Origin of the sequence: Pseudomonas karstica (genome assembly GCF_009707515.1) — a bacterium.
In the GTDB taxonomy this organism is placed as follows: domain Bacteria; phylum Pseudomonadota; class Gammaproteobacteria; order Pseudomonadales; family Pseudomonadaceae; genus Aquipseudomonas; species Aquipseudomonas karstica.
In genome coordinates this window covers 26,968-46,313 of record NZ_WLYI01000033.1, presented here as the reverse complement: position 1 = coordinate 46,313, position 19,346 = coordinate 26,968, and the positions used below count along the sequence as shown (strand labels likewise).

Below are 19,346 nucleotides of genomic sequence, written 5' to 3'. Positions count from 1 at the left end.
ACAGTCAGCAACTGACAGGCGGCACCTTGGACCGTTACAATTACCGACTTTGTCGCAACGCTTGGAGCTCAACCTTCCGTGCCCGTTCTGCGTCTACCGCAACTCCCTGCCGAGGCAGGTAAACAGCACTGGGACAATTTGCCCGGTGCCGCCCTGAGCCTGGCCATTGCCGAGGCTGCCAGCGCAGCCAAGCGCTTTACCCTGCTATTAACCGCCGACAGCCAAAGTGCCGAGCGGCTGGAACAGGAGCTGAGCTTCTTCGCCCCCGATTTGCCGGTGCTGCATTTCCCGGATTGGGAAACCCTGCCCTACGATCTGTTTTCGCCGCACCAGGACATCATCTCCCAGCGCATCGCCAGCCTGTACCGCCTACCGGAACTGGCCCACGGCGTGCTGGTGGTACCGATCACCACCGCCCTGCACCGCCTGGCACCGACCAAATTCCTGCTGGGCAGCAGCCTGGTGCTGGATATCGGCCAGAAGCTCGACGTGGAACAGATGCGCACCCGGCTTGAGGCCAGTGGCTACCGCTGTGTCGACACCGTGTACGAGCACGGTGAGTTCGCCGTGCGCGGGGCCTTGATCGACCTGTTCCCGATGGGCAGCAAACTGCCGTACCGGATCGATCTGTTCGACGACGAAATCGAAACCCTGCGCACCTTCGACCCGGAAAACCAGCGCTCCATCGACAAGGTCGAGTCGGTCAAGCTGTTGCCAGCCCGGGAATTCCCACTACAAAAAGATGCGGTCACCCGCTTCAAGGCGCGTTTTCGCGAGCGCTTTGATGTGGACTTCCGTCGCTGCCCGATCTTCCAGGACTTGAGCAGCGGGATCACCCCCGCCGGTATCGAGTACTACCTGCCGCTGTTCTTCGACGAAACCTCTACCCTGTTCGATTACTTGCCCCAGGACACCCAGGTGTTCTCCCTGCCCGGCATCGAACAGGCGGCGGAAAACTTCTGGAATGACGTGCGCAACCGTTATGAAGAACGCCGCGTCGACCCAGCCCGGCCTTTATTGCCGCCCGCCGAACTGTTCCTGCCGGTGGAAGACTGCTTCGCCCGCCTGAAAAACTGGCCGCGCGTGGTTGCCAGCCAGCAGGATATGGAGACCAGCGCCGGTCGCAAGCGTTTTGCGGCGCAAGCGTTGCCCAATCTCGCCATCGAAGCTAAGGCCAACCAGCCGCTGCAAGCGCTGTCGAACTTCCTCGGCGACTTCCCGGGTCGCGTGCTGTTCACCGCCGAATCCGCCGGCCGCCGCGAAGTGCTGCTGGAACTGCTCGAACGCCTGAAACTGCGACCGAAAACCGTCGACAGTTGGCCGGACTTCGTCGCCAGCAAGGATCGCCTGGCGATCACCATCGCGCCACTGGACGAAGGCCTGCTGCTGGATGACCCGGCCCTGGCGCTGATTGCCGAAAGCCCGTTGTTCGGTCAGCGCGTCATGCAGCGTCGCCGCCGCGAAAAACGCGCCGACGCCAACAATGATGCCGTGATCAAGAACCTCACCGAGTTGCGCGAAGGCGCGCCGGTGGTGCATATCGACCATGGCGTGGGCCGCTACCTGGGCCTCGCCACCCTGGAAATCGACAACCAGGTCGCCGAATTCCTCACCATGGAATACGCCGAGGGCGCCAAGCTCTACGTGCCGGTCGCCAACCTGCACCTGATCGCCCGCTACACTGGCAGCGACGACGCCCTGGCGCCATTGCACCGGCTGGGCTCCGAGACCTGGCAGAAGGCCAAGCGCAAGGCCGCCGAACAGGTGCGCGACGTCGCCGCCGAACTGCTGGATATCTACGCCCGCCGCGCGGCCCGGGAAGGTTATGCCTTCGCCGACCCGAAAGCCGATTACGCGACCTTCAGCGCCGGCTTCGCTTTTGAGGAAACCCCAGACCAGCAAACCACCATCGACGCCGTGCGCGCCGATATGCTGGCGCCCAAGCCAATGGACCGCCTGGTCTGCGGCGACGTCGGTTTCGGCAAGACCGAAGTGGCCATGCGCGCCGCCTTTATTGCCGTGCACGGTGGCCGGCAGGTGGCGATCCTCGTACCCACCACCCTGCTCGCCCAGCAGCACTACAACAGCTTTCGCGACCGCTTTGCCGACTGGCCGGTGACCGTGGAAGTGATGAGCCGCTTCAAGTCGACCAAGGAAGTAAATGCGGCCGTCGCCGACCTGGCAGAAGGCAAGATCGACATCGTCATCGGCACCCACAAGCTGCTGTCGGATGATGTGAAGATCAAGAACCTGGGCCTGGTGATCATCGACGAAGAACATCGCTTCGGGGTCCGCCAGAAGGAACAACTCAAGGCGCTGCGCAGTGAAGTCGACATCCTCACCCTCACCGCCACGCCGATTCCGCGCACCTTGAACATGGCGGTGTCGGGCATGCGCGACCTGTCGATCATCGCCACCCCGCCGGCGCGGCGTTTGTCGGTACGCACCTTCGTCATGGAGCAGAACAAGAGCACGATCAAAGAAGCGTTGCTGCGGGAGTTGCTGCGCGGCGGCCAGGTCTACTACCTGCACAACGACGTGAAGAGCATCGAGAAGTGCGCCGCCGAATTGGCCGAACTGGTGCCAGAAGCACGAATTGGCATCGGCCACGGGCAAATGCGCGAGCGCGAACTCGAACAGGTCATGAGTGATTTCTATCACAAACGCTTCAACGTACTGATCGCCTCGACCATCATCGAGACCGGCATCGACGTGCCGAGCGCCAACACCATCATCATCGAGCGGGCCGACAAGTTCGGCCTGGCGCAACTGCACCAATTGCGCGGCCGGGTCGGGCGCAGTCACCACCAGGCCTACGCCTACCTGCTGACACCGCCGCGCCAACAGATTACTTCTGACGCTGAAAAGCGCCTGGAAGCCATCGCCAACACCCAGGACCTGGGCGCCGGTTTCGTGCTCGCCACCAACGACCTGGAAATCCGTGGTGCCGGCGAGCTACTGGGCGACGGTCAGAGCGGGCAGATCCAGGCCGTGGGCTTCACCCTTTACATGGAAATGCTCGAACGGGCGGTGAAAGCCATCCGCAAAGGCGAGCAGCCCAACCTCGACCAACCCCTGGGCGGTGGCCCGGAAATCAACCTGCGCTTGCCGGCATTGATTCCTGAAGACTACCTGCCGGATGTCCATGCGCGACTGATTCTGTACAAGCGTATTGCCTCGGCGACCAACGAAGAGGGCCTGAAGGACCTGCAAGTGGAGATGATCGACCGCTTTGGCCTGTTGCCGGAACCGACCAAGAACCTGGTGCGCCTGACCCTGCTCAAATTGCAGGCCGAGCAACTGGGGATCAAGAAAGTGGACGCAGGCCCGCAAGGAGGGCGTATTGAATTCGAAGCACAGACCCCGGTGGACCCGCTGGTGCTGATCAAGCTGATTCAAGGCCAACCCAACCGCTACAAGTTCGAAGGCGCTACGCTGTTCAAGTTCATGGTTGCGATGGAACGGGCCGAAGAACGCTTTAATACATTGGAGGCGCTGTTTGAACGCCTCCTTCCAAAATCTGCTTGAAGGACGCCCCATGCGCCTGTTTCGCATTCTGAGCCTGTTGTTGGTGGTCATCGCACCTTCGGCATTTGCCGATAGCCTGTATCAGGTAGAAATGATCCTGATCCGGCAGAATGCCGAACCGCTGATCAACAGCCGAGCGGCCCCGGAAGACTGGGCCGCCGGTGCGTCTCGCCTGGACAATGACAAAGTGAGTCCGCCGCGGCTGAATAACATCGTCGACAAGCTCAGCGCCGACAATAATTACACCGTGTTGCTGCACAAGGCCTGGGAGCAGAACCTCGGCGAGCAACCGGTCAAGTTGGCCATCAGCGACGGCCAGGAGCAGTTCGGCCAGTTTCCCATCGAGGGCACCCTGAGCCTGCAACTGGGGCGCTTTACCGATATCGATGCGCAACTCTGGATCAACCAGTTCGATAGCAACGGCAGTGTCATCGCCAGCGAACACCTGAGTCAGACAGACGTGCGCACCAAGAACAACCAGCTCAACTACCTGGACGGCGGCCATCTCGCCCTGCTGATCAAGATCACCTCGCTGACCGCCAAGCCGCCCAGTGCGCCACCGCCCGACCTTCAGGACTGATCCTGCGCCATGGCCCTGACGTCGTCGCTGACCAAACCCCTGGCTCCCTCCTGGGCCAACCGCTTCAAAGAGCAAAGCCTGGAGCGCGGCCGGCGCTACGCCCTGGAAAACCGCGTGCGGATCGTCGAGTCTGGCGACAGTACGATCATCGCCAGTTGTGAAGGCTCGGGCAGCAACGTCTACCGTCAGACCATCGAATTGCGCGAGTCAGCCAAGGGCACCTTGATCCTGGTAGACAGCCGCTGCACCTGCCCCGTACACACGAACTGCAAACACATCGCGGCGGTATTGCTCAAGGTCCAGGAAACCCTGGCCTACCCGGCCGCGGCCAAGGACTCCGACCTGCTGGAGAAGCTCCAGGCGGTGCTGGACAATCGCGTGATCTTGCCGCAAGTGGTGCTGGACGACGTGCAACCGGTACCCCGTTTGTGGCTGGCGAGTATAGAGTTCAGCGCGTTTGAACCGCGCAACGGCAAGATGCAGCGCTACATCCAGCATCGGGCTGCCCTATCGTTCAACTACCAAGGCAACTACGTCAGCGGCCAGAAGAACGCCGACATCATTGTGCGCCAGGAAACCCAGAGCCTGCGGATCAAGCGCCACCCCGAGGTGGAGCAACAGTTTCGCGAACAACTGCGCCTGCTGGGCTTCAAGATCGCCACCCGCCAGAGCAAGGCCCTGCCGGAAAGCGCCGGCGAGTTGTTTGAGATGGTCAATGACAGCGCCTGGCTGAATTTCACCCTGAATGCCTCACCCGGGTTATGCGCCCAGGGCTGGGAGTTGCAGATCGATGAAGATTTCGGCTTCGACCTGACGGCCGTGGACGACTGGTATGCCACCGTCGATGAAGTCCCGGAGCGCGACTGGTTTGACCTGGAATTGGGCATCATCGTCAACGGTGAACGGCTGAGCCTGTTACCGATCCTGTTAAACCTGATGCGCTCCCACACCGAAATCCTCAACCCGGAAAAACTGGCCCGCCGTCGCGATGACGAACTGATTCTGGTAAACATCCCGGCACGGCCCAACGGCGGCCACGGCCCCTTGCAAGTCGCCCTGCCCTACGGCCGACTGAAACCGGTGCTGGCCACCCTCGGCGAGTTCTACCTGCAAGACCCCGGCACCACTACGCTGCGCCTGAGCAAGGCCGATGCGATCCGCCTCAATCCGCTGGAAGACTTGCCACTGCAATGGGAAGGTGGCGAGCAGATCCGCAACTTCGCCCAACGCCTGCGGGACATCAAGAACTTCACCGCCACCGCGCCCGAAGGCCTGAATGCAACCTTGCGCCCCTATCAGTTGGAAGGCTTGAGCTGGATGCAGTCCCTGCGGCAACTGGAAGTCGGCGGGATTCTCGCGGACGACATGGGCCTGGGGAAAACCCTGCAAACCCTGGCGCATGTTCTCAGCGAAAAAATCGCCGGGCGCCTGGATCGACCCTGCATGGTGGTGATGCCCACCAGCCTGATCCCCAACTGGCTCGACGAGGCCGCCCACTTCACGCCGCAGCTCAAGGTTCTGGCGTTATATGGCGCCGGACGCAAGAAGCATTTCGAGCACCTGCAGGATTACGACCTGTTGCTCACCACTTACGCCTTGCTCCCCAAGGACATCGAGGCACTGGCTGCCCTACCCTTGCATGTGCTGATCCTCGACGAAGCCCAGTACATCAAGAACCCTACCAGCAAGGCCGCCCAGGCCGCCCGCGAGCTGAATGCCCGCCAGCGCCTGTGCCTTTCAGGTACACCACTGGAAAACCATTTGGGCGAGTTGTGGTCGCTGTTCCACTTCCTGTTGCCGGGTTGGCTGGGTGACGTGAAAAGCTTTAACCGTGATTACCGCGTACCCATCGAAAAGCGCGCCAGTGATGTACGATTGCAGCACCTCAATGGTCGGATAAAACCCTTTCTGCTACGTCGCACCAAGGAACAGGTGGCGACTGAATTGCCACCCAAGACCGAGATCATCCACTGGGTCGACCTCAACGAAGCCCAGCGTGATGTATATGAAACCATGCGCCTGGCCATGGACAAGAAAGTCCGCGACGAGATCACTCGCAAGGGCGTGGCCCGCAGCCAGATCATTATTCTGGAAGCGCTGCTCAAGTTGCGCCAGGTGTGCTGTGACTTGCGCCTGGTCAATGATGCAACCTTACCCACACGGGGTAGCAGTTCTGGCAAACTCGACAGCCTGATGGAAATGCTCGAGGAACTGTTTGCCGAAGGGCGGCGGATCCTGCTGTTTTCCCAGTTCACCTCGATGCTGAGCCTGATCGAGGCTGAGCTGAAGCAGCGCGGCGTCGCCTACGCACTACTGACTGGCCAGACTCGGGACCGGCGCACGCCGGTGAAAGACTTCCAGAGCGGCACACTGCAGATCTTCCTGATCAGCCTCAAGGCGGGTGGCGTCGGGCTTAACCTGACGGAAGCCGACACGGTGATCCATTACGATCCGTGGTGGAACCCGGCCACGGAAAACCAGGCCACCGATCGTGCCTACAGGATTGGTCAAGAGAAGCCGGTGTTCGTCTACAAGATGATCGCCCGGGGCACGGTGGAAGAGAAAATCCAGCACTTGCAGAAGGAGAAATCCGATCTGGCGGCGGGTGTGCTGGATGGACGGACCACAGGGGATTGGCAACTGGGCAACGATGATATCGAGGCACTGTTTGCGCCGCTGCCCAATAAGCAGGAAAAACGCTAGCGGCCCTCGTCAGGCCGCCACCACTGTACTCAGTCGATCAACTGAGCCTCTCGCAGCGCACCCAGGGCCATCAGCCAACGCGGATCCTGTTTGTATTCGGTAGAAACAATCACTTGCCCGCGCATCCGCGCAATACGTGCCGACGGCGTGACTTTCATGCGCTGGGCAGCGCTCAGGGCCAACTCGGCGCCAGCGCGGTCGTTACACACCAGGCCCATGTCGCAACCGGCCGTCAGGGCCGCTTCGATACGACTGGCGGCATCGCCCACTACGTGAGCACCGGCCATGGACAGGTCATCACTGAAAATCACCCCGTCGAACTGCAACTCACCCCGCAGGATGTCCTGCAACCAGCGGCGGGAAAAACCGGCGGGCTGCGAATCAACCTGCGGATAAATGACGTGGGCCGGCATTACGGCTGCCAGTTGTTTACTCAAGCGAGCGAACGGAACCAGGTCATTGGCGCGAATCTGTTCCAAGCTGCGCTCATCATTGGGAATCGCGACATGGGAGTCCGCCTCGGCCCAGCCATGGCCCGGGAAGTGCTTGCCGGTGGCCGCCATGCCGGCACGGTTCATACCACGGATAAAAGCACCGGCCAGCAAGGCGGCGCGCTCGGGGTCACCTTCAAAGGAACGGCTGCCCACCACTGCACTGCGCTGGTAATCCAGGTCCAGTACAGGGGCAAAACTCAGGTCCAGGCCAACTGCCAGGACTTCGGTGGCCATGATCCAACCGCACTGCTCAGACAGGTATTCGGCATTGGGATTATCCGCCAAGGCGCGCATCGCCGGCAGGCGTACAAACCCCTGGCGCAAGCGTTGGACACGACCGCCCTCTTGGTCAACTGCCAGCAGCAGGTCCGGGCGCACGGCACGAATGGCCGCGCTCAACTCACGCACCTGTCGCGGATGCTCGATGTTGCGTGCAAAAACAATCAGGCCACCCACTTCGGGCTGACGCAACAAGTGACGATCTTCAGCTGTCAGCCAAGTACCGGCGACGTCCACCATCAAAGAGCCTTGCAGGGCCGCAGTCATAAACCTTCCTTAAATAGCGCGCAACCCGAAACACTCACGAGGTCGCACCGCCAGGATCAAACCTGGCAATGGACGCTCAGCAAGCGCAAAGGGGTGTGGATAAACATCTGAAATCGGCATGGGCGGCTAGCTTAGCGGATGCCGGCGGTCGCGCCCACCCGCAAGCGGTTAAACCTTGGCAGCAGCCGGCACGGACTTGCTACGTGGGCGCAACTGCGCAGCGGCCATGGCCTGATCGGTAACGCCCGTCTCGGCACGCATGCCGGCAGCCAGGAACGGCACCATCAGGCGCATCACCTGCTCAATGGAGGTATTGACGCCAAAATCGGTCTCGGCAATCGCCCGCAAGGCCTTGATCCCGGACATGCTGAATGCCGCGGCGCCGAGCATGAAGTGCACACGCCAAAACAATTCGATGGGCGGGATACGCGGCGCAGCTTCATTGACCAGCAGCATGTACCGGCGGAACACCTTGCCGTACATGTCTTCCAGGTAGCGGCGCAAATGGCCCTGGCTCTGGCTGAACGCGAGCCCCAGAAGACGCATGAAAATCGACAGGTCGTTGCCACTGCGCGGCTGGACGACCAAGGCTTGTTCGACCAGCATTTCCAGCAAGTCTTCCAGGCTGGGCTTGTTCTCTGGCCTGGCCTGGCGACGCTCCAGTTCACGATCGAGGCTGATGCAGAACGGCCCCAGGAAGCGCGAGAACACCGCCTGGATCAGGGCTTTTTTCGAACCGAAATGGTAGTTCACTGCCGCCAGGTTGACCCCGGCCTTGCTGGTGATCAGCCGCAATGAAGTTTCAGCAAATCCTTTTTCCGCGAACAATTGCTCCGCAGCATCGAGAATGCGTTCAACGGTTTCCGACTGGGCCATGGCTACTCCGCCTGACAAACACTTGTTTGAAACATACGTTTCACCTTGTGTCTTGTCAAGCCTGCGAGTCCGTTTCCGGCTGGGCAGTCATTAATTTCAGCGCTATTTAATCACATCTACCAGCGTCTGTAGGCAGCGCTATCTCGAGCTCGTCGGATGCTTGATCGATGACCGTCCAGCGGAGCATGCAAAAACGGTGATTGCCAAGCGCAGTCCACTGTATATAATCCCAGTCACTGTATAAAAAGACAGAGCGATCAACATGCTAAAACTGACGCCACGCCAAGCTGAAATTCTGGCCTTTATCAAGCGCTGCCTCGATGACAACGGCTACCCGCCGACCCGGGCGGAAATTGCGCTGGAACTGGGGTTCAAGTCACCCAATGCTGCCGAAGAACACCTGAAGGCCCTCGCCCGCAAAGGCGCAATCGAGATGACCCCAGGCGCTTCACGAGGCATCCGCATCCCCGGTTTCGAGGCCAAGGCCGACGAATCGACACTACCGATCATTGGCCGTGTCGCTGCCGGCGCGCCGATCCTGGCACAGCAGCACGTCGAGGAGTCCTGCAACATCAACCCGACGTTCTTCCACCCTCGTGCCGACTACCTGTTACGGGTACATGGCATGAGCATGAAGGATGTCGGCATCTTCGACGGTGACCTGCTGGCCGTCCATACCACTCGAGAAGCCCGTAATGGCCAGATCGTCGTTGCCCGTATCGGCGATGAAGTGACGGTCAAGCGTTTCAAGCGCGAAGGCAGCAAGGTCTGGCTCCTGGCCGAAAACCCGGAGTTCGCACCCATTGAAGTCAACCTGAAAGATCAGGACCTGGTGATTGAAGGCTTGAGCGTCGGCGTTATTCGCCGCTAACGGAGGCATCATGCAGTTTCCCCATACCCCCCAACACACACAGCTACCTCTGTTTGAAGCCTTCATGATGGCGCAGCCCCTGGCGCCAATCCTCGAGGAAACGGTGGAGGCGCCCTGGAGCGTTGAACCTGAAGCGTTCAGCGAACTGTCGTTGCGCGGTACTGCCGGAAGCTGCCTGAACCTGCTGGCGCCGATTCTTCGCGAGCTGAGCGAGGAGCAGGACGCACGCTGGCTGACATTGATCGCCCCACCCGCCCACCTGACCCAGACCTGGTTGCGGGATGCGGGCCTTAATCGCGAGCGTATCTTGTTGCTGCAACCTCGCGGTTTTCAAAGTGCTCAACAACTGACCTGCGAAGCCTTGCGCCTGGGCCGCAGCCATACGGTGGTCAGTTGGCTGGACCCTCTGAGCACAACGGCCAGGCAGCAACTGATCAGCGCGGCACGGGCTGGCGGCGCACAAAGCCTGAACATTCGTTTGGGGTAAATTCTGGGGGCAACGCTGAACAAAGCGTTACCTGGACGCAACAAAACATCGTCCGATTGCAGCTCACCGGCTTTGTGTCGGGGCCTGCACGGGCGCGAAGCTTCTCTAGAATTGAGAAGACGGTCTATAAATTTAAATTTGCAAAAAACCGACAAACGGACTTAATGAAGAATCCGTGGGCCGTCGTCTTTCTCCGATTCGCCTTCAGCGAGGCGCCCCGCCATCTGTACACCGACGCTCAACATGGCCTTGGCCACTTCCACGTGCTGACCTTGCAGGAACGCCTTGGCGTCCTCGGAAAAGTCCAAAATCACTAGAGAACCCTCGTCCTCGGCCCGGCGCAGCTCAATTCGGCCGTCGGGCAATTCAACAATTTCCAGAAAGGACGTTGGCATAAAAGTCTGTTCTCCACGAAAGGCCAGGATTATATCAGTCTTGTGGCGAGCAGGCTTGTTGTGGCGAGCAGCCTTACCGCATCAAGCGTCAGCGTTTGCGCTGGATGATCATTGGTCTATCGAACGCACGCGGCTCAGCACTCGTTCAGCCCATCCCGGAACCGAATCGCCAACTTCTTCAGCTCCTGGCGCCAGCTCTCCAACTCTTTGCGGCCCAGCGGCTCCGGCCCCTCTTCCAGGCCCACTGCCACGATCAGCGGCTGGGTCACGTCGCCCTTGGGTTTATGGGGCATCCGTGGTGGCTGGAACATCTCCGAGTGGGCCACCAACAAACGCGCCAACCAACTGCCCGGGCTCTGAGCCATTTCCACCAACTCAGCTAATTGCGGAATGGCTGTGGATTCCAGCACTTCACGGGTGAGGAGCATTTCCACTCGAGGCGCACCGGCTTGAGGCAATCGATAAAACCCGGCGATTTCATGACACAAACCCAGTAAGGCGCCATAGAGGTGGAACAGCGCCGACTCACGCCCAGCCTGCACCAGCGCGATCGCGTTCATCTCCTTCCCTTCCTCGGCGCGGCCGAGGGCTTCCAGGGACAAACCCGCGAAATAAATTTTCTGATTGGTACGGGTATAGAGTTCGTTGGCCATGACGGCAGTCTCCACAACGACATAGGCGTGATGCTAGGAACAGTGTCACGGATCACATAAGTCCACTGCAAGCCCAAAACAAAGGCCGCCTGTGAAGGCGGCCTTTGGGTCAAACGGGTAACGGGATCAAGCGCCCTGGCGCTTGTCCTCGACCTTCCACTTGCCACCGTCGTAGAACGCCTTCCAACCGGTAGGCTTGCCCTCGACCTCGGTCTGCACATACTGCTCCTTGGTCTTGCGGCTGTAGCGGATCACCGCTGGGCGGCCGTCCGGATCCTTCTTCGGTGCTTCGCAGAGGAAGTGGTACTTCGGATCGATCTCCTCTTTGTGGGGCACGATCTCGATCACCAATGGTGCACGGGTCTCACGGTTTTTCGGGAACTGGCTGGCGGCCAGGAACAGGCCCGAAGCGCCGTCACGCAGGATGTAGGTGTCGTTGACCTTCTCGCACTTGAGCTCAGGCATCTTCACCGGGTCCATCTTCGGCGGCGCCGCGTCACCACTTTTCAGCAATTTGCGGGTGTTCTTGCAGGTGGCGTTGGTGCACCCGAAGAACTTGCCGAACCGGCCGGTCTTGAGCTGCATCTCGCTGCCGCACTTGTCGCATTCCAGGCTCGGACCTTCATAGCCTTTGATACGGTAGGTGCCTTCTTCGATCTCGTAGCCCGAGCAATCCGGGTTGTTACCGCAAATGTGCAGCTTGTGCTTCTCGTCCAGCAGGTAGGCGTCCATCGCCGTGCTGCAGATCGGGCAGCGATGCTTGCCACGCAGCACCAGAGACTCGGATTCACCCTCGTCATCGGCCGCGATCTCATCACCAGGCACCAGGTTGACCGTGGCCTTGCAGCGCTCTTTCGGCGGCAGGCTGTAGCCCGAGCAGCCGAGGAACACGCCGGTGGACGCGGTACGGATCTGCATCGGCCGTCCACAGGTAAGGCACGCAATATCCGTCATTACCGGCTGGTTGGCGCGCATGCCGCTTTCAGGGCTTTCAGCTACTTCGAGTTTCTTCTTGAAGTCGCCATAAAACTCGTCGAGCACGTTTTTCCAGTCGCGTTCACCCTGGGCCACGTCATCGAGGTGCTCCTCCATACCAGCGGTGAAGCCGTAGTCCATCAGGTTGGAGAAACTCTCCGACAGACGCTCGGTGACGATATCGCCCATTTTTTCCGAGTAGAAACGACGGTTATGCAGGGCAACATAACCACGGTCCTGAATGGTGGAGATGATAGCCGCATAGGTCGAAGGCCGGCCGATACCACGTTTCTCCATCTCCTTGACCAGGCTGGCTTCCGAATAACGGGCCGGCGGCTTGGTGAAGTGCTGGGACGGGTCCAGCTTGATCAGCTTCAGTGAATCGCCCTGTGCCATGTCCGGCAATACATCGTCATCGCCCGGCTTGGCGATTTGTGGCATGACGCGAGTGTAGCCGTCGAACTTGAGGATACGGCCCTTGGCGCGCAACTCGAAGTCCCCGGCACCCACACTGACAGTGGTGGACAGGTATTGCGCCGGCAGCATCTGGCAGGCGAGGAATTGGCGCCAGATCAGCTCGTAAAGGCGCTCAGCGTCGCGCTCCATGCCACTGAGCTTGCTTGGGTCGGTATTGGCATCAGAAGGACGAATCGCTTCGTGAGCCTCCTGTGCGCCTTCCTTGCTGCTATAGACATTCGGCTTTTCTGGCAGGTACTTCTTGCCGAACTCGCCCTCAATATAAGTACGCGCCATCTCGACCGCGTCCACCGACAGGTTGGTGGAGTCAGTACGCATATACGTGATGTAACCCGCCTCATACAGACGCTGGGCCATCATCATGGTCTTCTTCACCCCGAAGCCCAGGCGGTTACTCGCGGCCTGTTGCAGGGTAGAGGTGATGAACGGTGCCGACGGCTTGCTGCTGGTGGGCTTGTCTTCACGCTTGACGATGCTGTAGCTGGAAGACTTGAGCTTCTCCAGCGCAGCCATGGCCTGGGCTTCGTTGAGCGGCTTGAAGGCCTCGCCTTTCTCGCGGGCCACGTCAAAGCGCACGGTTGCGCCCTTGGCTGTGCCGAGGTCGGCGTGGACTTCCCAGTACTCTTCGGGGTTGAACGCGCGGATCTCGCGCTCACGCTCCACCACCAACTTCACGGCAACCGATTGCACACGGCCAGCGGACAGCCCACGAGCGATCTTCGCCCACAGCAGCGGAGAAACCATGTAGCCCACGACGCGATCGAGGAAGCGCCGGGCCTGTTGAGCGTTGACGCGGTCGATGTCCAACTCGCCCGGCTTGGAGAATGCTTCCTGAATCGCCTTCTTGGTGATTTCGTTGAACACCACGCGCTTGTAGCGGCTGTCGTCACCGCCGATGGCTTCGCGCAGGTGCCAGGCAATGGCTTCCCCCTCGCGATCCAAGTCGGTTGCGAGATAGATGGTGTCAGCATCTTTGGCAAGCCGGCGCAGCTCTTCGATGACCTTTTCCTTGCCCGGGAGGATCTCGTACTTGGCTTTCCAGCCATGATCGGGATCGACACCCATGCGCGAGACCAACTGCTTGCGCGCTTTCTCTTTAGGCGTGAGCACCGGACCTTCGCCCGCAGCCGCCTTGCCGCGCTTGGCGGCAGGCTCCTTGCTGGCGCTAGCCGAACCGCTGGTGGGCAGGTCTCGGATATGGCCGATACTCGACTTCACCACGTACTCGTTACCCAAGTACTTGTTGATGGTCTTGGCCTTAGCCGGGGATTCCACAATGACCAGCGATTTGCCCATGGATCGGAAAATTCCTGAATTCGAGAAGTGAAAGGCAGTTGGCGCCTGACGCGGCAACGCTATATATAGTGGCAACAAGGTGAGGTCAAGCGCAGCATTCTGCGCAACCTACCTTTATCGCGCTGAAAAAAGGCTGGGTTCGACCTGGATCAAAGCAAAGCGCGGGACCTGTTCACCGTCAACTTCGACGCTCTCCAGGAACATGCTCAAGGGACGCACCCAAAAGCCGTAATCGCCATACAGTGCTTGGTAAAACACCACTTGCTCTTCAGTCTCGGAATGCCGCGCCACATTAAAAACGCGGTACTGCGGACCTTTATAATGCTGGTAGAGCCCTGGTTCGACTTTCATGCTCCAACCCTCTTACAAATTTTGTTAAAAAAAAATATAAAAAAATTCCAAAAAACAAAAACCGGGGCACTGGGCCCCGGCTTCCGTCAACCGAATGCTTAGATGCGTTCGAAGACGGTGGAGATGCCTTGGCCAAGGCCAATGCACATGGTGGCTACCCCAAGATTGCCGCCATTTTGCTTCATCACGTTAAGCAACGTGCCGGAGATACGTGCGCCGGAGCAACCGAATGGGTGTCCCAGAGCAATCGCGCCGCCGTGCAGGTTAACCTTCTCGTTCATCTTGTCGAGTACTTTCAAATCTTTCAGCACTGGCAGGGCCTGTGCGGCGAAAGCTTCGTTGAGTTCGAAGAAGTCGATATCGGAGATGGTCAGGCCCGCGCGCTTCAATGCTTTTTGTGTGGCCGGTACTGGACCATAGCCCATGATCGCCGGATCCACACCCGCCACGGCCATCGAACGAATCACCGCCATCGGCTGGATGCCCAGGTCCTGGGCACGCTGGGCCGACATCACGATCATGCACGAAGCACCATCGGTGATCTGCGACGACGTACCGGCTGTCACGGTGCCGCCCTTGGGATTGAAGGCCGGCTTGAGGGCCGCCAAACTTTCCAGGGTGGTGTCCGGACGAATGGTTTCGTCGTAGTCGAACAGTTTCAGGAAACCGTTCTCGTCGTAGCCGTTCATCGGGATGATCTCATCCTTGAACTTACCTTCCAGGGTTGCCTTGTGGGCAAGCTGGTGGGAGCGCAGGCCAAAGGCATCCTGGGCTTCGCGGGTGATGCCGTGCATCTTGCCGAGCATTTCCGCGGTCAGGCCCATCATGCCCGAGGCTTTCGCCGCGTACAGGGACATGTGCGGGTTCGGGTCGACACCGTGCATCATGCTGACGTGACCCATGTGTTCTACGCCACCGACCACGAACACATCACCGTTGCCGGTCATGATTGCTTGTGCGGCAGTGTGCAGCGCGCTCATGGACGAGCCACACAGGCGGCTGACGGTCTGGCCGGCTGCAGTGTGCGGGATCTGGGTCATCAACGACGCCATGCGGGCGATGTTCCAGCCCTGCTCCAGGGTCTGGTTCACGCAGCCCCAGACCACGTCTTCGACTTCGTTAGGGTCGACCTTGACGTTGCGCTCCAGCAATTTGCTGATCAGGTGTGCCGACATGTCTTCGGCACGGGTGTTGCGGTGCATGCCGCCCTTGGAGCGGCCCATCGGAGTACGACCGAAGTCGACAATCACGACGTCTCTTGGATTCAAGCTCATAAATATTCTCGCTCTAGTCGTCTGGGCACTTAACCGAAGAAGCTCTGGCCGTTCTTGGCCATCTCACGCAGCTTCGCAGTCGGGTGGTACAACGGGCCCAAATCAGCGTATTGATCAGCCAGGGCAACGAACTCGGCCACACCGATGGAATCAATGTAACGCAGCGCACCACCACGGAATGGAGGGAAACCAATACCGTACACCAGGCCCATATCGGCTTCGGCAGCGGTTTCGACGATGCCGTCTTCCAGGCAGCGCACGGTTTCCAGGCACAGGGCGATCATCATCCAGTTGATGATGTCCTCGTCGGACACCTCACGCTGTTCGTAGACGATCGGCTTGAGCACTTCCAGCACCGACGGGTCGGCGACTTTCTTCTGCTTGCCCTTCTTGTCGGTCTCGTAGGCATAGAAGCCCTTGCCATTCTTTTGGCCCAGGCGCTTGGCTTCGTAGAGCGCGTCGACAGCCGAACGGCGGTCGTCTTTCATGCGGTCCGGAAAACCTTCAGCCATCACGTCACGACCATGATGGCCAGTGTCGATACCGACTACGTCCATCAGGTACGCCGGGCCCATTGGCCAGCCGAATTTCTCCATGACCTTGTCGATACGGACGAAGTCCACACCGGCGCTCACCAGCTTGGCGAAACCGCCGAAGTATGGGAACAACACGCGGTTAACCAGGAAACCCGGGCAGTCGTTGACCACGATCGGGTTCTTGCCCATTTTCTTGGCGTAGGCCACGGTGGTGGCGACTGCCAGTTCACTGGACTTCTCGCCGCGGATCACTTCCACCAACGGCATCATGTGCACCGGGTTGAAGAAGTGCATGCCGACGAAGTTTTCCGGACGCTTGAGGGCCTTGGCCAGCAAGGTGATGGAAATGGTCGAGGTGTTCGATGCCAGGATGGTGTCGTCTTTGACCTGGGCTTCTACTTCAGCCAATACCGCCTGCTTGACTTTCGGGTTCTCGACAACCGCTTCGACTACCAGGTCGACATGACCGAAATCGCCGTAGGACAAGGTAGGACGAATACCATTGAGTATTTCAGCCATTTTCGCTGCGGTCATGCGACCTTTATCAACGCGGCCCACCAGCAATTTCGCTGCTTCTGCCAAGCCCTGCTCGATACCATGCTCGTTGATATCCTTCATCAGGATCGGCGTGCCTTTGGACGCCGACTGATAGGCGATACCGCCACCCATGATACCGGCACCGAGTACGGCAGCCTGCTTCACGTCCTTGGCGATTTCGTCGTAGGCCTTGGCCTTTTTCTTCAGTTCCTGATCGTTCAGGAATAGACCGATCAAGCTCTGTGCAGCAGAGGTCTTGGCCAGCTTGACGAAACCGGCTGCTTCAACTTCCAGCGCCTTGTCGCGACCGAAATTCGCGGCTTTCTGGATGGTCTTGATCGCTTCAACCGGCGCCGGGTAGTTCGGGCCGGCCTGGCCGGCCACGAAGCCCTTGGCGGTTTCGAACGACATCATTTGTTCGATGGCGTTGAGCTTGAGTTTTTCCAGCTTCGGCTGACGCTTGGCCTTGTAGTCAAACTCACCGTTGATGGCGCCTTTGATCAGGCTCAGTGCCGCTTCTGCCAGCTTCTCGGGAGCAACCACGGCATCGACAGCACCAACTTTCAGCGCGTCTTCAGCACGGTTTTCCTTGCCCGCAGCGATCCACTCGATGGCATTGTCGGCACCAATGATGCGCGGCAAGCGCACGGTACCGCCGAAGCCTGGGTAGATGCCCAGCTTGACTTCCGGCAGGCCGATCTTCGCGGTGCTGGCCATGACGCGGAAGTCCGCGGCCAGGCACATTTCCAGACCGCCGCCCAGCGCAATGCCATTGATTGCGGCAACGGTCGGTACGTTGAGGTCTTCAAAATCGCTGAAAATCTTGTTGGCTTCAAGGTTACCAGCCACAAGTTCCGCATCGGGCAGCTTGAAGTTGTCGACGAATTCGGTGATATCGGCGCCAACGATGAACACGTCCTTGCCACTGGAAACGATCACGCCTTTGACCGATGCATCGGCTTTGATAGTGTTTACGGCCTGACGCAGTTCGTTCAGGGTTAGACGGTTGAACTTGTTGACGGACTCACCCTTGAGGTCGAATTTCAATTCGACGATGCCACTTTCAAGAGCCTTAACCGTGATGGCTTTACCTTCGTAAATCATCAACTGATCTCCACGATATGGAAGCTGAACAGTACACGTTGGACGCTGGCCATAGGTTCAGCAGGGACGTTTACCGTCGATGCTAACGCCAATCCGCCAGGCACACCCGTCAACGCGATAGTCGGGATTCTGTAAGAGCGGCCTGAAATACAAACGCTCAATTCATACGCCCGTTTGATTTGGGTATGCCACCTTCATTCAATTCAGAGCAATTGTCAATCGCCCGAAAGCGCAGGCAAAACGCGACTTTTCAGTCATTTCGTAACCTGTGCTACACACCAACGAATTGCCAATGCCTAACCATTCACCAGATCAATAATTCAAAAGTCTACGCAAAAGCCTGTACAGGCCAAGATATCCGGCTAGGCTGGGGCAACCTTAGCAGGGAAGTATGAACGCGAGGATGAACATCCCGCGTGATAGAGCGACTTGGCTACTGACGAATTACCGGCCTGCCTGGCCAACTCCAGCCCGATGTTGATATCGGGCTTTTTATTGCCTGCACTTTGCTTTTCTGTAGGAGCGAGCTTGCTCGCGAAAAGCGTGAGGGCCCCGCGCTCAACCTGAATGCCCGCGTTATCGTTGACGACTTTCGCGAGCAAGGGCTGGGGGGGCGCGCCTCGCTCCTACAAAATGGGACTGCGTCACGCCAGAGCCTTGAGCACCGCATTGATGTCCTGCAAAACACTCACCTTGCCCTTCTCGCCCCAGTACAACGTGATCATTTGCTTGTCCGCCTCGACCTTGTAGACGTTGGCCGGCAGCGTTGCAAAATGCGGCAACAACTTTTCATCGTCGCAGATTTCCTGCCACTGATTCACCCAGATCCCTGGCTCCAATTGCCAATAACTCCAGCATTGAGGTAGGTTGCCCCGCCGTGGACGGTGATACTGCGCACAAGGGCTCGGCGGCTCCTGCTTGAGCCAGTGCGGCCACTCCTGGGGCGCCAGTTGCATGGCCAGGCCGATGCGGCGCGCCTCCATGCGCAGGGCCATGCGCCCGCTCTGATGGCGCGAGGGACGCAGCCATGCCAGAGGGCTCAAGACCACTACAAGGATTGACACCACTATCCAGACCGTCATATGTGTACTCCCGAATTTCTTGATGAGCGGATTTGACCTGACGCAACCCCATCCGCCTGAAAGCAGCCATACTGAACTTATTGCAGTCTCCTGGAGGAACGCCCCATGTCATACGAACATATTCTGGTCGCCGTAGATCTGACCGAAGAGTGCGATCCAGTCATCAAGCGAGCGCGGGCTTTCGCAGTCGCCAGCAACGCAAAACTGTCACTGGTGCACATCGTCGAGCCAATGGCCATGGCCTTTGGTGGCGACGTCCCCATGGATCTTTCCCAGTTGCAACAACAACAGTTTGATCAGGCCAAAGAGCGCCTTGAACGATTGATCCTCAAATACCCTGAAGTAACCAAGGAAAACTCTCACCTCACTTACGGCCAGCCCCGCCAGGAAATCCACCATCTGGCCAAGGAGCAGCATTGCGACCTGATCGTGGTCGGCAGTCACGGCCGCCACGGCCTGGCGCTGCTGCTGGGCTCTACCGCCAATGATGTGCTGCACGGCGCACCCTGCGATGTGCTGGCCGTGAAACTGGTCAAAGACACCAGCAAGTAGTACCGATATGAAAAGCCCGGCACTCACAT

Annotated in this window: 15 protein-coding genes; 6 read left to right on the top strand and 9 right to left on the bottom strand. The window is 59.1% G+C overall.

The annotated features are described in order from the left end of the window. The first annotated feature begins 78 nt into the window (after window positions 1-78). From mfd to GIR22_RS21345, 3 genes are read left to right on the top strand one after another with little or no spacing between them, the layout of a single operon-like run. Complete coding sequence (mfd, locus tag GIR22_RS21355) at window positions 79-3,528, top strand: transcription-repair coupling factor (protein WP_178122394.1); 3,450 nt, start codon at window positions 79-81, stop codon at window positions 3,526-3,528. A gap of 10 nt (window positions 3,529-3,538) precedes the next feature. Next, entirely contained in the window at window positions 3,539-4,108 is a 570-nt protein-coding gene (locus GIR22_RS21350) for a CsiV family protein (RefSeq protein WP_154745254.1), read from the top strand. Between the two features lie 9 nt (window positions 4,109-4,117). Continuing rightward, window positions 4,118-6,811: a DEAD/DEAH box helicase gene (locus tag GIR22_RS21345; protein WP_154745253.1), complete on the top strand. Its 2,694-nt coding sequence runs from the start codon at window positions 4,118-4,120 to the stop codon at window positions 6,809-6,811. Between the two features lie 29 nt (window positions 6,812-6,840). On the opposite strand, the gene nagZ is transcribed toward GIR22_RS21345, so the two are convergent. Then, window positions 6,841-7,851, bottom strand: coding sequence for a beta-N-acetylhexosaminidase (gene nagZ / locus GIR22_RS21340; RefSeq protein WP_154745252.1), 1,011 nt, complete (start codon window positions 7,849-7,851; stop codon window positions 6,841-6,843). A gap of 168 nt (window positions 7,852-8,019) precedes the next feature. Beyond that, a complete protein-coding gene (locus GIR22_RS21335; RefSeq protein WP_154745251.1) occupies window positions 8,020-8,727 on the bottom strand; it encodes a TetR/AcrR family transcriptional regulator in 708 nt (235 codons plus the stop codon). Window positions 8,728-8,989: 262 nt separating this feature from the next. Between GIR22_RS21335 and lexA the strand changes: the two genes are divergently transcribed. Both lexA and sulA read left to right on the top strand, forming a co-directional pair. Continuing rightward, window positions 8,990-9,598: a transcriptional repressor LexA gene (lexA, locus tag GIR22_RS21330; protein ID WP_003172575.1), complete on the top strand. Its 609-nt coding sequence runs from the start codon at window positions 8,990-8,992 to the stop codon at window positions 9,596-9,598. 10 nt (window positions 9,599-9,608) lie between these two features. Beyond that, window positions 9,609-10,085, top strand: a complete 477-nt coding sequence (gene sulA, locus GIR22_RS21325; RefSeq protein WP_154745250.1) for an SOS-induced cell division inhibitor SulA — start codon at window positions 9,609-9,611, stop codon at window positions 10,083-10,085. A gap of 161 nt (window positions 10,086-10,246) precedes the next feature. Here sulA and GIR22_RS21320 read toward each other — a convergent pair whose 3' ends face one another. The 7 genes from GIR22_RS21320 to GIR22_RS21290 form a co-directional block, all read right to left on the bottom strand. Beyond that, window positions 10,247-10,480, bottom strand: a complete 234-nt coding sequence (locus tag GIR22_RS21320; RefSeq protein WP_154745249.1) for a hypothetical protein — start codon at window positions 10,478-10,480, stop codon at window positions 10,247-10,249. A 134-nt stretch (window positions 10,481-10,614) separates the two neighbouring features. Next, window positions 10,615-11,133, bottom strand: a complete 519-nt coding sequence (locus GIR22_RS21315) for a DUF6586 family protein (RefSeq protein ID WP_154745248.1) — start codon at window positions 11,131-11,133, stop codon at window positions 10,615-10,617. Window positions 11,134-11,259: 126 nt separating this feature from the next. Beyond that, a complete protein-coding gene (gene topA, locus GIR22_RS21310; RefSeq protein WP_154745247.1) occupies window positions 11,260-13,881 on the bottom strand; it encodes a type I DNA topoisomerase in 2,622 nt (873 codons plus the stop codon). A 114-nt stretch (window positions 13,882-13,995) separates the two neighbouring features. Continuing rightward, window positions 13,996-14,232 carry a DUF1653 domain-containing protein gene (locus GIR22_RS21305; RefSeq protein WP_154745246.1) on the bottom strand — a complete coding sequence of 79 codons (237 nt, stop codon included), beginning with the start codon at window positions 14,230-14,232 and terminating at the stop codon, window positions 13,996-13,998. Between the two features lie 98 nt (window positions 14,233-14,330). Beyond that, window positions 14,331-15,506, bottom strand: coding sequence for an acetyl-CoA C-acyltransferase FadA (gene fadA, locus GIR22_RS21300; RefSeq protein ID WP_154745245.1), 1,176 nt, complete (start codon window positions 15,504-15,506; stop codon window positions 14,331-14,333). A gap of 29 nt (window positions 15,507-15,535) precedes the next feature. Further along, the gene (gene fadB / locus GIR22_RS21295; RefSeq protein ID WP_154745244.1) at window positions 15,536-17,683 is read right to left on the bottom strand and encodes a fatty acid oxidation complex subunit alpha FadB; all 2,148 of its coding nucleotides are present in this window, start codon (window positions 17,681-17,683) and stop codon (window positions 15,536-15,538) included. 644 nt (window positions 17,684-18,327) lie between these two features. Further along, complete coding sequence (locus GIR22_RS21290) at window positions 18,328-18,765, bottom strand: hypothetical protein (RefSeq protein ID WP_154745243.1); 438 nt, start codon at window positions 18,763-18,765, stop codon at window positions 18,328-18,330. Window positions 18,766-18,870: 105 nt separating this feature from the next. Between GIR22_RS21290 and GIR22_RS21285 the strand changes: the two genes are divergently transcribed. Then, on the top strand, window positions 18,871-19,317 hold the full coding sequence (locus GIR22_RS21285; RefSeq protein WP_154745242.1) for a universal stress protein: 447 nt from the start codon (window positions 18,871-18,873) through the stop codon (window positions 19,315-19,317). Window positions 19,318-19,346: the final 29 nt, after the last annotated feature.

What these genes read in the sequence shown, in the direction of transcription:
- GIR22_RS21350 (WP_154745254.1), top strand. Translation starts at nt 3,539, where the DNA reads ATGCGCCTGTTTCGCATTCTGAGCCTGTTGTTGGTGGTCATCGCACCT.
- GIR22_RS21345 (WP_154745253.1), top strand. Translation starts at nt 4,118, where the DNA reads ATGGCCCTGACGTCGTCGCTGACCAAACCCCTGGCTCCCTCCTGGGCC.
- nagZ (WP_154745252.1), bottom strand. Translation starts at nt 7,851, where the DNA reads ATGACTGCGGCCCTGCAAGGCTCTTTGATGGTGGACGTCGCCGGTACT.
- GIR22_RS21335 (WP_154745251.1), bottom strand. Translation starts at nt 8,727, where the DNA reads ATGGCCCAGTCGGAAACCGTTGAACGCATTCTCGATGCTGCGGAGCAA.
- lexA (WP_003172575.1), top strand. Translation starts at nt 8,990, where the DNA reads ATGCTAAAACTGACGCCACGCCAAGCTGAAATTCTGGCCTTTATCAAG.
- sulA (WP_154745250.1), top strand. Translation starts at nt 9,609, where the DNA reads ATGCAGTTTCCCCATACCCCCCAACACACACAGCTACCTCTGTTTGAA.
- GIR22_RS21320 (WP_154745249.1), bottom strand. Translation starts at nt 10,480, where the DNA reads ATGCCAACGTCCTTTCTGGAAATTGTTGAATTGCCCGACGGCCGAATT.
- GIR22_RS21315 (WP_154745248.1), bottom strand. Translation starts at nt 11,133, where the DNA reads ATGGCCAACGAACTCTATACCCGTACCAATCAGAAAATTTATTTCGCG.
- topA (WP_154745247.1), bottom strand. Translation starts at nt 13,881, where the DNA reads ATGGGCAAATCGCTGGTCATTGTGGAATCCCCGGCTAAGGCCAAGACC.
- GIR22_RS21305 (WP_154745246.1), bottom strand. Translation starts at nt 14,232, where the DNA reads ATGAAAGTCGAACCAGGGCTCTACCAGCATTATAAAGGTCCGCAGTAC.
- fadA (WP_154745245.1), bottom strand. Translation starts at nt 15,506, where the DNA reads ATGAGCTTGAATCCAAGAGACGTCGTGATTGTCGACTTCGGTCGTACT.
- fadB (WP_154745244.1), bottom strand. Translation starts at nt 17,683, where the DNA reads ATGATTTACGAAGGTAAAGCCATCACGGTTAAGGCTCTTGAAAGTGGC.
- GIR22_RS21290 (WP_154745243.1), bottom strand. Translation starts at nt 18,765, where the DNA reads ATGACGGTCTGGATAGTGGTGTCAATCCTTGTAGTGGTCTTGAGCCCT.
- GIR22_RS21285 (WP_154745242.1), top strand. Translation starts at nt 18,871, where the DNA reads ATGTCATACGAACATATTCTGGTCGCCGTAGATCTGACCGAAGAGTGC.